This window comes from Atlanticothrix silvestris CENA357, assembly GCF_016056295.1.
Classification (GTDB): Bacteria; Cyanobacteriota; Cyanobacteriia; order Cyanobacteriales; family Nostocaceae; genus Atlanticothrix; species Atlanticothrix silvestris.
On record NZ_JAECZB010000011.1, the window covers coordinates 55,504 to 68,593 of the forward strand.

The following is a 13,090-nucleotide window of genomic DNA, read 5'->3' on the forward strand; positions in this document are numbered from 1 at the left end:
TATCTTTCGTCACCTGGGCAGTTAGAATTGCAGCTTTATAATCAATTCACTGTAATTACCGTACCCAAACTTTCGTTACCTAACCTATCTACTGCACACACAGCATAGGTTCCGCTTTGAACAGTGGCAAAATTTGTACCAGCCGACAAAACTCGTTGAAGAACCCAAGTATCACCACTTTGACGATAAAGTGTCCAAGAGCGAACCTGCTGATTATCACCACGCTGCCAACTGAGTTTAGGGCTATTAAATTGCAATTCTTTAGGGGGAGATGGCAAAACTGCATTCTGCCAAGACATAGTAGGTACTATTGCAGGGCTAGAATACAGCGAATTTTTAAACTTATCAGAAATACCCTGGCGATTTTCTTTAATAGAACTCATACTGAAGAAAATATTCCCCAATGACAAACCTCTCACTAAATTGCGAGTAATTTTAACTTGCTTCTCAATCTCTTCATCTTTCCAGGCCTTGCCGTCCAGTTGTCCGATATTGTTACCTGCATAGATGTGTCGTTGCTTAGGATTGATTTGAGTCCACCATTGGAGCAATACAGGATAACTCTGTTGTGTTTGGTCAGTGCGCCAATACAGTTGAGGAGCGATGTAATCAACCCAGCCTTGCTCTAACCATTTTTTGGAGTCAGCATACAAGACACTGTAGGCATCCAAACCAGCAATTCCTGGTGGTTGTCCAGGGCGGTAAATGCCAAAAGGACTAATGCCAAACTTAACGTAGGACTTGGTAGCTTTAATTCCCTGGGATAGACGCAACACCATTTGATTGACATTTTCCCGCCGCCAATTATCCAAGCTGAGTTCGCCACCAGCTGCTCTATAAGCTGCAAAAGTTTTATCATCGGGGAAAGCCTGACCCTGAATGGGATAAGGATAAAAATAGTCATCTAGGTGAATGCCATCCACATCATAGCGTCGCACAACATCGGTAATTACTTCATAAGCTTTATCTTGAACGATTTTGGCTCCTGGATCCATCCACAACTGATTGCCCCATTGGTAAACTACCTCTGGATTAGTCACAGCTATGTGGGGGCGGACATTAGGTGAACCTTTGGTGCTAGTCTTAGCGCGGTAGGGGTTAAACCAAGCATGAACTTCAATATTGCGTTTGTGACATTCAGCGATCGCAAATTCCAAAGGGTCATAAAATGGTTCTGGTGCTTTACCTTGAGTTCCCGTAATCCAAGCACTCCAAGGCTCTAACTGGGAAGCATATACAGCATCTCCCTCCGGTCTCACCTGTAAAATGAGAGCATTGAAATTCAGTGCTTGTAATTGGTTGATAATTTCCAGGAGTTCAGCTTTTTGTTGTGCAGCAGGAAGTCCTGTTTTGGAAGGCCAATCACTATTCCATACAGTTGTTACCCACGCTCCCCGAAACTCCCGTTGATGGCTTACTTTGATGCTACCTGATGGGGTTGGAGTTGGTATCGGAGTTGGGGTTGGGGTTGGTGTTGGTGTTGTTCCCGGCGGAACAACAAGATAGATAGAAGCTATCTTTTGTGCATCACCTAAATACACTAAAGCTTGATAGACCATCACTGAGACATCAGCACGAGTTGCTGCTACAGTGGGGTTGAGTAATTTTACATTGGGATAACTAGCTACTAATCCTGCACGAGTAGCAATAGCCGCTTGATTTTTGCCATAGTTGGCAATTTTAGCTGCATCTTGGTAAATTTGCGGCAATGCGCTTAGCAAATCTGCTTCTACCTTAGCAGCCATCTCTAAGCCATTAACAATAGCCACCAAGACATCACCCCTGGCGATTCTATCATTGGGGCGAAAACGCTGATCTGGGTATCCAACCAAAAATCCTGTTTCGTAAACTTTTTGAATGGCACTGATTGCCCAATGATTAGCAGGGACATCAATAAAAGGAACATACTGCCGTTTAGAAGGTACTGTAAAAACTGCCCCAATGATGGCAGCAAACTCAGCACGAGTGACTGAGTTATCTGGGCGAAAAGTCCCATTAGGATACCCATTCAAAATACGCCGCACCGCTAAGGCTTCAATGAACAGACGTGCCCAATGGTTTTGAACATCCGAAAAGCGTGTAGAGGTAGATACCATTGTTGCTTGCAGCTAACTTGCTTGATCTTAAATATCCTAAGTTAATCTAGCAATATTCAGAGCGATCGCCACTAAAATAGCGTATAAATTTTCACATTTAGTAATGTTCCCATAATCATCCGTATGAGGTGGCTATCCAATTATTAGCAGAATTATGCGATCGTTGAGGACGCAGATTTACATAAAAATCTGTATTCAAGTAAGTGGCTTCAGGATTTGAAAATAATCTTAGGCTACATCCTTAAATGGAAGTTTAGGAATTTGATTGTAAACTTCTGTGTTTTTTTCAAGAGCTTGACGTAAATCGTATTGCGTTTGTAAAACCAACTAATTTACTTAACTCGTTAATAATTTTCTAACTAAAAATGCTCTCTAGTTCTATATCTAACTTCACTTGATAGCTCATATTCAGGATTATGCTCATTCTATTTTTCCACATCAAACGCATCTGCTAAATCCAGAGTTTCTTCTAAATCTGAATCACTCTCTTCCAAATCCAATGTCATCTGTCTAGATACGGATTCTAATTTGAAATCACCTTTCTTAGATACATAATCAACAAGCTTAATCCAATCAATACGACCGTTTATAGTAAAATATTGCATGAATTCAAAAGTCATTTCATTAACTTTTGCATCAAGAGTAGACTTAAAAAGTTCATCCTTTTTTCTGGCTTCTTCTCCGATAGGAACAATTATTGCTTGGTAAAGATTGGCATCTTCTGAAACAAATTCCCAGAATTCTTGACCAGCGTATTTAAAATATGTTTTTTCGGAGTCTATATCTTCTTTGAAAGGATTATTATCCTTGCCATACATACAACCATTAACAGCGATGATATTACTAGTTATGCCTTGTGTTCTCAAGGAATGTCTTGCTTTTTTTAAATTGTCTTTCATCTTGTTAATTTGGTCAGCATTGCCCCAATTTGTACCGGATTTGATACCTACAATATAATAATTTTCATCTCGTTGAAACTCTAAGTCAATACTGTTTAGTTTTGATTTAAAACCACCATACAAAGATTCAGATATATGTATTGCAAAGCCCTCTAATAAATTTCCAAAGATAGTTTCTTCTTGTGAGGAAAGAAATGCAGTAATTATGCTGTCAACAAAATCTTGACCACGTTCAATATTTTTGGCTTTAAATAAATAAGGGTTTTTACGCTTAATAACATCTTTGAGTTTTAATTTGCTCAATTTCTCAAATCTCTTGTCATAGAAAGGTTTAAGGACATGCTGAATCAAATAGTCATGATAGATTTCATAACCTGAGCCGACCACATTTAATTCCTCATTGTATTGGTTATTTTTTTTCAAAACTTGAGTATTGGAAACTGCTTTTTTAATATTTATTTCTGCAAGCTGACAATATTCTCTTTTAATCTCAATTCCTACATAATTTCTACCCAGCTCTTTAGCAGCCACACAAGATGTTCCTGAACCAGTAAATGGGTCAAGAACTACATCATCTAAATCAGTGAATAGCTTTATGAACCATGAAGGAAGAGTTTTAGGAAAAGCTGCACTATGGTTCTTATTACCACATTCAGTTGCTAAATGTAAAACATTGGTTGGATAAGCCATTTTACGCTCCGCCCAATTAGATATATTCTTACCAAACCCACTTTCAACTTTAGAATTATCGCGTCTTCTATCAGTCTCACTCAGATTCTTGAGACGTGACTTTGCCCAATCTCCCATAGGAACCATGACAGATTCCTGATACATCTTAAATTTCTTTTGCTTATTAAAGTGTAAACAACGCTCCCAGGAGTCACGGAAGCGATTAGACCACTTGCCAGGATAACTATTTTTCTTATGCCATATATATTCTTCAGTCCATAACCATCCTTGTTTCTGCATTCCTAAAATTAAATTCAACACATATGGATGTCTTTCCCCATTAACAACTTTCTCCTTAATATTAAGGATGAAGGAACCTTCTGATTTTAGAACTCTTTTGAATTCTAAAGCTCTTGTAAGGAACCAGTCTGTATATTCATCTGGAGAAATTCCTCCATAAGTTTGTTTTCGACTATCAGCATACGGAGGCGAGGTAATAATTAAATCAACGCTTGCAGAAGGCAGCTTTTGTAATGTCTTTAAACAATCACCGAGAATAAGTTTATTCTGCCAGCTTTGCGGATTATCCTGGTCTATTAACCCCAAATCCTGAATAAGAATTTCCTCAGATTCTAAGGTAATATTTAGTGCTGCTTCTACCATAACTAAACTTCTTAGACTGAAATTTTGCTTAGCCAAAATATACTAAAAACAAGTATGCGGCGTTCTAATCTACCCTAAAAAGTGTACAGAACGCTATAATAGTGCTGCAAAAAACAAGGTACTATTACATTCATTAGTTCATTTGAACTCTAATTACTTAGAATGAACTACAGCTAGAGAAACTTTCACAATAAAAAATAATTTAAAAAGCCCGTGACGAGGATTGAACTCGTGACCTCACCCTTACCAAGGGTGTGCTCTACCACTGAGCCACACGGGCAAACTGTTTTTGAATTTTAGATTTTGAATTTTATAAAAATTCAAAATCTAAAAATTGAAGGTGGGCCGGGCTGGATTTGAACCAGCGTAGGCGTAAACCAACGGATTTACAGTCCGTCTCCATTAACCACTCGGACACCGACCCGCATGTCCTACGATTGACAATAGTAGCATCATCTTTTAAAACTTGCAAGCCCTTAAAAAATTCTTTGTGAGAAACCGGGTTTGCTTTTGCAAACCCGGTTTCTCACAGCTAATTCAGAAGTTCTCCTGTTTCTTGTAGGGAGTGTAAGCGGCGGTAAATACCTTCATGACGTAAAAGTTCATCGTGGCTACCTACTTCTACAATCTTGCCTTGATCTAAAACTACAATTTTATCGGCTTCCCGTACTGTACTCAGACGGTGGGCTATCACGATTGTGGTACAGGTTCCCTGGATTGATCGCATTGCTAGCTGAATTGAACGCTCAGACTCGTAATCTAAACTGGAGGTAGCCTCGTCAAAAATCAGCACATCTGGTTCGACTAGCAATGCCCTCGCAATTCCCAAACGCTGTCTTTGTCCTCCAGATAGCCTTACACCACGTTCTCCGACAACAGTGTAATAACCTTGAGGGAGATGCTGCACTACTTCATCAACTCTGGCAATCCTACAGGCTTCCTGAACCTCTTCAAAAGTAGCATTTGGTCTGCCATAAGTGAGGTTGTCCAAGACAGTACCGTTAAAAACGTCCACTTCTTGGTGAACGATCGCCAACCTTCGTCTATACTTACCTACATTCAAGGTGCGAATATCTTGGCCATCCATCAAAATTTGACCTTTTTGAGGCTCAAAATACCGCAACAGCAGTTTCACCAAGGTAGATTTACCAGAACCAGAACGCCCAACTAAAGCTACTGTTTGGTACGGCTCAATCAATAAGTTGATATCTTGCAAAACTTGACGCTTGTCATCATACCCAAAATTCACATGGGATAACTCAACTTTGCCAGTGAATTTATATGGTTCTGTCTGGTCTAAATCTTCTAAAAGTCCTGCTGAATCATCTCCGATTGGCTCTTGCAAAAATTCGTGAAACCGCAGCATCGAAGAATAACGACGGGCAAAAACTTCTGCCAAGGTGCTAATAGGTTCCAATTCAGCATAAGCCATGCTTGAAAGAGTTAAAGTCATGACAAAATGACCGATAGAAATTCTACCATTAACTGTTGCAGCTAATGTTAAACCCAAAATTGCAAACACACAAAACTGAATTACAGCTTTTTGCCAAGTCAACAGTTTGACATAACCTTTGTGGATGCGATAATCCACTACTGTTAGCTCACGTTCTAATCGTTGTTCTTGTCGTTTAAGTTCTTTTGCTTCTGTAGCAAATGCTTTCACCGTTTTAATATTGGTGATTAGTTCAGAAGTACGGCTTTCAGTGTCTTCCATGTATTTATCTAGGCGGCTTTCGTGCCAAATCAGCCGTTTCAAAGTTTTAAAACTCAAGCTGAGGATAACTACAAAAGAAATCAAATATAAAACCGCAATTCGCCACTCAATCAACAATATAAACACAAAAATTGCCAGCACACGCACCAATTTAGGAATCAACTGACCAGCAATTTCGGGATATGTCCACGTATGGTTAGAAATACCTCTTGCTACTCGTCCGGCAATGCGTCCGGGGTTATTTTCATCATAAAATTCTAGGGGGAGAGTGAGAATTTTTTCAATAGCTGTTTGGTTCTTATCTCGACGCGCCCTTAAGGCTATATCCCAGTGAAACCAACTAGTGACCCAAGGTTGTGTGGGCGCTCTAACTACGGTGACAATGAATATTAATCCCAATAAAACCCCTAAAGATAGAGGCTTATTTACTGGATAATTGGTAATGTTTGAAAAACCTGCGATCGCTCCTTGAAGTGGTTTATCCAAAGGTTGACCAGACAAAACGTTTAAAATCTGTCCAATCGCATAGGGAACAACCAAATCAATAATTTCGTAAAGACTGGATGCTGCAATACTAAAAACACTCAGCCTCCAGTGGGGACGGAAGTAATTGACAATATCTCTGAATTTTGCCATGATGCACCTTTCCAAGAGCGCGATCGTTAGCTTGGAATTTATATACTACATTCGTAATACAATGTAGTCAAGAACCACAACTCTAAAATCACTCTTGAGGAGTATTTGGTACTTGTGCAGGAAAAAATTCCAAACGATAGCGGTAAAGGGCAGCTGGTCGAGAATCTGCGGTAAAATAATCTGGGTCTTGGGGTGAAAGGTAAACAGCAGTAACTTGATCTGCTGTTATTGCCGGACTGGATTGAGCAAGTTTTTGGTAGGCGGTAGTTGATTCGACAGAATTGAAATAAGGACGGGAACCACCTTTAAATAATTGTTGAAATACTTCTGCGGTGATGAAATTACTATCAGAGGTATTTTCCGTACTGCGTGCAGTGACAATAGAAACTAGTTGGCGTTCTCCGCGCAAAAATGTAATCTGGCGATTAGGTGAATCTGGGTCTACTTTGACAGATAACACAGCTTCATCACCTAGATAAGCTCTTGCCAAATTCAAGCTATTAAACGCTCTATCTGCTATTAAAATAGATGATTTGTTATTTATTTTAGGGATTAACTTTAAACCAGTAACAGTTGGTTTCTCTAAAACAAATCTGACTAAAAAACTTACAGGCTGATTTAATTGTTGGCGATTACTTTCAAATCCAGGTGTGACTATATCTGGTGCTAAAGGTGCAGCCAAATCTACCAAAGTACTTGTAACTTGCCAAGAACCAGCCATCCATTCCGGATAAATCAAATCTCCTGAAGCTGGCTGCACTGAAGTCAATTTTTCCCACTGAGGAAAGTGTGCTAGGCGTTCAGACAATTCCCCTGCTGTGGCTTTCCCACTCCCACCCAGCAGGAATAAAATAATCAAACAAAAACTCCAAATTGATCTCATAGCAACCATTAGCCGTTTCTTGTTTAACGTTTATTTTTTATTTAGAAAAATTTATTTAGGATAATAATGCACTTGAGCTATTGCTTATTATGCAGCTAGCCAATTACATATTAAAGTATAATTTTCTGTATTTTACAATACATAAAGCTATTATATAAGTTAGGATGATTTACCATTTCCAAAATGAACTATTAGTGCATCAAAGACTAATTGACGGATAGATTTTCTGTAGAGACATCAATTTATCGTGTGTCTCTAATCCTCAAAATAAGTTTGACAGACTACTATTACATAATTTTGCCAAAAAGGCTATCACTACAAGGTGTTAGTGAGATTAGCAATAAGAGGATGTCAATAGTGTACAATTCCATAAAATACCGGTTGTCTGATCTTGAGGATGCTCCTCTTAATAGCGAATGTAATTGCTTTGCAAATTATATTATTGGAAAATAATATTGACTTTTAGATTTACCAAAGTACATAAAGACTAAGGAAATAATGAATGAACGCACGTAATAGTGAAGTTTGTTTGCTCTACTCCGAATCTGATAAAGCGATAGCAAATTTACTGGAAGATGCTTTAAACTACTACAGTATTGATATTTGGAAAACCAAAAATATTTCAATCGGAAGTAAAATTATAAGTGAAACTATCGAGGCATTAAATAAAGCTAAATTTGTTATAGTTTTATGGTCAAATAATTCTATTAAATCTGCTTTATTAAAAGACTTAGCTTCCGAAGCAAAAAGAAATAAAAAGGTACTAATTCCTGTCCTCATCCAAAGTGTTAGAATTCCTGGGGAATTTTTAGATATCCAACCAGCTAATTTAATAAATTGGGATGGAGATCATGAAAACGAACAAATTGTAAAACTTTGGAGGCTTATTCAAGACAAAGTTTTAAAATCTCGCAGTAAGAAAGTAGGATTTAATCAAATTATCACTATTCTTAGTATTTTATTAACAGGTATAGGCGTAGTGTTTACCATTACAACTCCAGAAGTTAGATGTTTATTAAAACTACAATGTCCTGAAAATTTATCTTCTGGGGCTACTTCACAATTACCTTCTGAAACTAATTCACCAAATCCTATTCAAACAACACCTACACCTCAATCTATTATTGAAAACCCTCTGATAAATTCAACTCCTACACCTATAGTCAATGACAAAGTAAACTCAACTCCTCAAAAAGAAACACTCACTCCAAAAACTGTTGAAGTAGAAGGGTTTATTTTTAAACTTCAAGGTTGTAAAAGATCAAATCAAAACGTTAGATGTGATTTATTAATTACAAATACCCTTAAAGATAGAGAACTTAGGTTATATGCTAATTACCCTAATAGTAAAAGTAAATTTTTGGATATAGAGGGACTCACATATCTTGCTGAATCAATTGAGATTGATGCAGTAAAAGAGACTTCTTATGCTACTACACAGTTTATCCAAAATGCTAATGTTAAGCTTAGTGTTAATTTTGGAGAAATTCCTTCACAAATCAATCAAATACAAGTCCTTGATATTCAAGCAGATACACTTACACCGCCTAAACCACTCAAAAGTATTCAGTTTCGTGATATTATCCTATCCAAATAATTCTAGTTATTTGGATTAAAGTTCTGTTGGTAAAGGTTGCCAAATTTCTCCATACTGTTCTTTTAAAGCTTGCCAAGCTTCTACTTGACCTGGTTCATATTCTCCTGGTTTACCCCATTGTAAAAATAAGCTTAAAGCAGGCTCTTGTTTCTCATCTAAAAACCGGATGGCATAAGTAGGAAAGTTACCTCTTTTAGCTTCACCTGTTTCAAATTTAACTTGAGTAATTTTGTCCATATTCAAGTGAAACTCGAAGCCTTCGGTGTGCATATTGGCATACTTGCCTTTGAGCAATTCAGCATAAAATAGCTTTTCTATTTTGCCGCGTGCTTCTAATACAGCAGCACTACTAGTAACAATTAGTCGCAAAGTTCCCAGAGTTTCGCAAGCTTCTAAAAAATCTTTCAAAGTATTACTCATAATGTTTATTCAAGAGTTAAATATCTATTGAGGTACTACTTGTACCAATTCTATGTGAGTTGTGCTTTATTTTCCCACAGGCTGGGGCTTTCCGTATACTTACGACTGGTTTGGAATCTCTTGTGTAGCTGAGACGGGAAGTCACAGCGGCTTTTGAGTAGGGATACCAGCAGCACGGGGAAATTTAGCTGGTGTGGTTGCTACTTTACGCAAATAAAGACAGTGACGGGTGCTTGCACTGAGGGGAGTTGTAAATTTTTCAATGGATTCAATAATGCCACCTAGCTGCTTAAGGGCATTTTCTAGAGCAACTGTTTCATCTCCTGTCCAGTTACCACGGTAAACTACAGCCAAACCACCCTGTTTGAGTAATGGTAGTGCATATTCTGCACACACAGAAGCTGGCCCGACAGCACGTATTAAAGCTAGGTCATAAGTTTGCCGATATTGAGATTGTTGTCCTATTTCTTCGGCTCTACCAATGAGAGTTTCGGCATTAGTTAATCCAAGTTCGCTCAAGATTTTTTCAAGAAAAATAATTTTTTTCCGAGTTGAATCCATCAGAGTAATTTTGCAATTGGGTGCAGCAATTCTTACGGGAACACCAGGAAAACCACCACCAGTGCCAATATCAATCACAGATGCATTTTTTTGAAGAGATGGGATAAATTGCCCTTGTGGCGCAATTCCACGCAAAGAATCCCAAAGATGTTTTTCCCAAAATTCTTGTGGGTCAGTGATGCGAGTTAAATTAAACTGACGATTACCTTCCAGAATCAATTCATACAAATGTTGGAATTGTACCTGCTGTTGAGCCGTGGGTTGCCAATTTAGAGTTTGCTGCCAAATTTCTGCCATTTCTGGCAACGAGGGAGTTATTGAGTTTGTCATTGGTCAGTTGTTAGTTGTCCCCTTACTCCCTAGTGGATTTCATGTTGCTGGTTGAGGCTCTTTAATTTTGGCTCTTAACACTGCTGGCTCGACTGATTGTAGTTCACCGTGGTTAAGTGTCCAGCAATTATCTGCGATCGCTAATAAATCACCAGCATCATGGGTCACTACTAGCAGTGTCCAATCTTGTTTGAGTTTTGCCAATAAATTTACTAGTTGCCGACGCATTGACCAATCCAATCCGGCTGTTGGTTCATCCAGTAACAATAAATTTGGCTGGCGAATTAATTGTACCGCTAAAGCTAAACGCCGCTGCTGACCACCACTCAATGCATGGGGTGCTGCGGAAAGTGATAAATGCTCTAACCCTACTTCACTCAATGCTTGTCTGACTCGCTCTGACCCTAACTCCGGATGCCCTAAACGCAATTCTTCTAAAATCGTACCACCGCAAAAGTGACGCTCTGGAAATTGAAACACCAACCCAGCCAATTGTTGTAGCTGTTCGGCTATCAATTCTTGTTCTCGCCAAAACACTCCGCCAGAAGTTGGTTCAGCCAGTCCCGATAAAATTTCTAGTAAAGTACTTTTGCCGGAACCACTGGGGCCAATAATCAGACCCAACTTCTGGGGTGCTAATTCTAGATTGATTGATTTGAGAATCGCTGAAGGGCAGGCTGTGGGATGATAAATAAGATTTCTGAGATAGAGCATTTGTTTAAGATTACCAAGAATTTGGTGAAGAAATCATTAACTAAGATTAGCTAAACTGAAGATATTCATAGCGCATTACCTGCGTTAATGCTTGAATTTAGCAGGAAAAGTTGGTTTGTCTTCTCCCATTGTGGCAGACTACCCATTAACAATAGCTACACCAAAATTATGGGAACTTGAAAAAATTACCGAGGTCAATCTTAATAGAATTTTTTGGCTGAAACAGAAGTAGGTTAAGACTGAATATTTTTTGCATTTTAAGTAACATATACAACTATTTCAACCGCAATTTTTCTGAGGGCTGCAATGATTGAACGGTTTTCTATTTCCCAACCAATGGTGTTTTCTAGACTCACTAGACTGGCTCAGATAACTTTTAGCGCTGCGATCGCACTCAATCTGTGGGTACATCCATCTCTTGCTGGTGATCCATTTCGGACTAGAGAACCTCATCAAATTGGCGACAAAACAGAAGCAGCTTTTAAAGCAATTTTCCAACAGGGTGACTATCCAGCGGCAGAGCGTTACTTGAAAGAAGCGCTATCTAGTGAATCAAATGAACCTCTAGCGTATGCTATGAGGGCATCTTTAGCTTATGCTAATAACGATTTGGCTGCATTAGACAATTACAGCCGGAAAACCCTGGAAACCGGAGAAAAGTTGATTGCCGCTGATCCATTAAGAGGCAATTTATACACCGCTGTTGGCCATTTTTTTGAGGGAGCAGCAGTTCTTAACCGTGAAGGTACAGTTAAAGGAGCGCCAACAGCTTTAAGTAGGCTACGGCAAGTGTATCAATATTTAGACAAAGCAGAAGCAATTTCTCCTAGAGATCCAGAATTGAATTTGGTTAAGGGCTATATGGATTTGATGTTAGCTGTAAGTCTACCTTTTGCCAATCCAGATGAAGCGATTGAACGGCTAGAGACAAATGCGGCTCCTGAGTATTTAGCTAATCGAGGCATTGCCCTTGCCTACCGGGATTTAAAACAGTACTCTCAGGCGCTGGATTATGCTAACCGGGCTTTAAAATCAACATCTAATAATCCAGAAATTTATTATCTCAAAGCCCAAATCCTCAAGGAACAGGGTAAAAGAGAAAAAAGCCAGCAAATCATGAAAGAAGCGATCGCCAATTTTGACAAAGCCTTAACTAAAAAGTCCCAACTTCCAGGCAATTTGGTGAAACAGATTGAAAGCGAACGGAATGGTGCTGTTAATGGTCTGAAAAATATTGGTGGGTAATTGAGCATGGAGCATAGAGCATGGGACATGGTGAAACAGCGCTGCGGGAGGGTTTCCCTCCGCAGGCGACTGCGAACCCGAAGGGGGCATGGAGCATGGGTGATTTACCTTTAACTAGCCCCTAGTCTCTAGCCCCTAATCCCTATTCCCCATGCCCTACTTTGATATGCTAATTTTCAGTGAGAGTAATTAAAGTATTTGACCGCAATGCAAATTCAGTTCCGCGAGTTTAATCAATTTGATGTATGGATTTGGCTGAAATTTAACACCATACCTTCGGGTCGCGAAAAGAAATATGTAGAAGAGGTTTTTAATTCCTGGTTTTATCTGGGTAAATTGGGTGCATTTAATGCCGAAAATCTCCAGGTGCAAGAAACAGGAATTGATCTCAACTACATGCCTTATGACCCACAAGGGTATAACAAAAGCTTGTTAGCACTAATGCACAACATGGGCGAGTTTGAATATGAGGGGCAATGGGCACGTTGCTGGTTTGACTTAGGAACTAGTGATGCGATCGCTCTTGATATTCTCATCAATGCCCTGACACAGGTAAGTGAAGAATATGTAACTATTGAAGAATTGTACTTGGGGGGGGAAAATGAAGACTGGCCTGTTGAAGATAGCGACAGCCGTTCTTACTCTATGTACGACAATTAATTG

The 13,090-nt window shown here is 39.0% G+C and carries 10 protein-coding genes and 2 tRNA genes; 3 read left to right on the forward strand and 9 right to left on the reverse strand.

Going from position 1 to position 13,090, the window contains the following annotated elements; genetic code table 11:
• Positions 1-41 precede the first annotated feature (41 nt).
• The 6 genes from I8751_RS07190 to I8751_RS07215 all read right to left on the reverse strand — a co-directional run bounded on the left by I8751_RS07190 (position 42) and on the right by I8751_RS07215 (position 7,569).
• Positions 42-2,096: a glycoside hydrolase family 10 protein gene (locus I8751_RS07190; protein WP_214438489.1), complete on the reverse strand. Its 2,055-nt coding sequence runs from the start codon at positions 2,094-2,096 to the stop codon at positions 42-44.
• A 425-nt stretch (positions 2,097-2,521) separates the two neighbouring features.
• Complete coding sequence (locus I8751_RS07195; protein WP_214438490.1) at positions 2,522-4,327, reverse strand: PmeII family type II restriction endonuclease; 1,806 nt, start codon at positions 4,325-4,327, stop codon at positions 2,522-2,524.
• A 208-nt stretch (positions 4,328-4,535) separates the two neighbouring features.
• A tRNA-Thr gene (locus tag I8751_RS07200) sits at positions 4,536-4,607 on the reverse strand.
• Positions 4,608-4,668: 61 nt separating this feature from the next.
• Positions 4,669-4,751: transfer RNA gene (locus I8751_RS07205), tRNA-Tyr, on the reverse strand.
• Between the two features lie 108 nt (positions 4,752-4,859).
• Complete coding sequence (locus tag I8751_RS07210) at positions 4,860-6,677, reverse strand: ABC transporter ATP-binding protein (RefSeq protein ID WP_214438491.1); 1,818 nt, start codon at positions 6,675-6,677, stop codon at positions 4,860-4,862.
• Positions 6,678-6,765: 88 nt separating this feature from the next.
• Positions 6,766-7,569: a DUF6816 family protein gene (locus I8751_RS07215; protein ID WP_214438492.1), complete on the reverse strand. Its 804-nt coding sequence runs from the start codon at positions 7,567-7,569 to the stop codon at positions 6,766-6,768.
• Between the two features lie 493 nt (positions 7,570-8,062).
• Between I8751_RS07215 and I8751_RS07220 the strand changes: the two genes are divergently transcribed.
• The gene (locus I8751_RS07220) at positions 8,063-9,157 is read left to right on the forward strand and encodes a toll/interleukin-1 receptor domain-containing protein (RefSeq protein WP_214438493.1); all 1,095 of its coding nucleotides are present in this window, start codon (positions 8,063-8,065) and stop codon (positions 9,155-9,157) included.
• A 15-nt stretch (positions 9,158-9,172) separates the two neighbouring features.
• Here the strand turns inward: I8751_RS07220 and I8751_RS07225 are convergent, their stop codons facing one another.
• From I8751_RS07225 to I8751_RS07235, 3 genes are all read right to left on the reverse strand, one after another.
• Positions 9,173-9,577, reverse strand: a complete 405-nt coding sequence (locus I8751_RS07225; protein ID WP_214438494.1) for a ChuX/HutX family heme-like substrate-binding protein — start codon at positions 9,575-9,577, stop codon at positions 9,173-9,175.
• A 141-nt stretch (positions 9,578-9,718) separates the two neighbouring features.
• Positions 9,719-10,456 (reverse strand): 16S rRNA (guanine(527)-N(7))-methyltransferase RsmG, encoded by a 738-nt coding sequence (gene rsmG, locus I8751_RS07230; RefSeq protein WP_214438582.1) that lies wholly within the window; start codon positions 10,454-10,456, stop codon positions 9,719-9,721.
• Between the two features lie 51 nt (positions 10,457-10,507).
• Complete coding sequence (locus I8751_RS07235) at positions 10,508-11,182, reverse strand: ABC transporter ATP-binding protein (protein WP_214438495.1); 675 nt, start codon at positions 11,180-11,182, stop codon at positions 10,508-10,510.
• 306 nt (positions 11,183-11,488) lie between these two features.
• Here I8751_RS07235 and I8751_RS07240 point away from each other — a divergent pair, with 306 nt between their 5' ends.
• Positions 11,489-12,427 (forward strand): Sll0314/Alr1548 family TPR repeat-containing protein, encoded by a 939-nt coding sequence (locus I8751_RS07240; RefSeq protein ID WP_214438496.1) that lies wholly within the window; start codon positions 11,489-11,491, stop codon positions 12,425-12,427.
• A 207-nt stretch (positions 12,428-12,634) separates the two neighbouring features.
• Entirely contained in the window at positions 12,635-13,087 is a 453-nt protein-coding gene (locus tag I8751_RS07245) for a DUF3531 family protein (protein WP_214438497.1), read from the forward strand.
• Positions 13,088-13,090 lie beyond the last annotated feature (3 nt).

Coding starts and splice junctions, on each gene's coding strand:
- I8751_RS07190 (WP_214438489.1), bottom strand. CDS start 2,096: ATGGTATCTACCTCTACACGCTTTTCGGATGTTCAAAACCATTGGGCA.
- I8751_RS07195 (WP_214438490.1), bottom strand. CDS start 4,327: ATGGTAGAAGCAGCACTAAATATTACCTTAGAATCTGAGGAAATTCTT.
- I8751_RS07210 (WP_214438491.1), bottom strand. CDS start 6,677: ATGGCAAAATTCAGAGATATTGTCAATTACTTCCGTCCCCACTGGAGG.
- I8751_RS07215 (WP_214438492.1), bottom strand. CDS start 7,569: ATGGTTGCTATGAGATCAATTTGGAGTTTTTGTTTGATTATTTTATTC.
- I8751_RS07220 (WP_214438493.1), top strand. CDS start 8,063: ATGAACGCACGTAATAGTGAAGTTTGTTTGCTCTACTCCGAATCTGAT.
- I8751_RS07225 (WP_214438494.1), bottom strand. CDS start 9,577: ATGAGTAATACTTTGAAAGATTTTTTAGAAGCTTGCGAAACTCTGGGA.
- I8751_RS07235 (WP_214438495.1), bottom strand. CDS start 11,182: ATGCTCTATCTCAGAAATCTTATTTATCATCCCACAGCCTGCCCTTCA.
- I8751_RS07240 (WP_214438496.1), top strand. CDS start 11,489: ATGATTGAACGGTTTTCTATTTCCCAACCAATGGTGTTTTCTAGACTC.
- I8751_RS07245 (WP_214438497.1), top strand. CDS start 12,635: ATGCAAATTCAGTTCCGCGAGTTTAATCAATTTGATGTATGGATTTGG.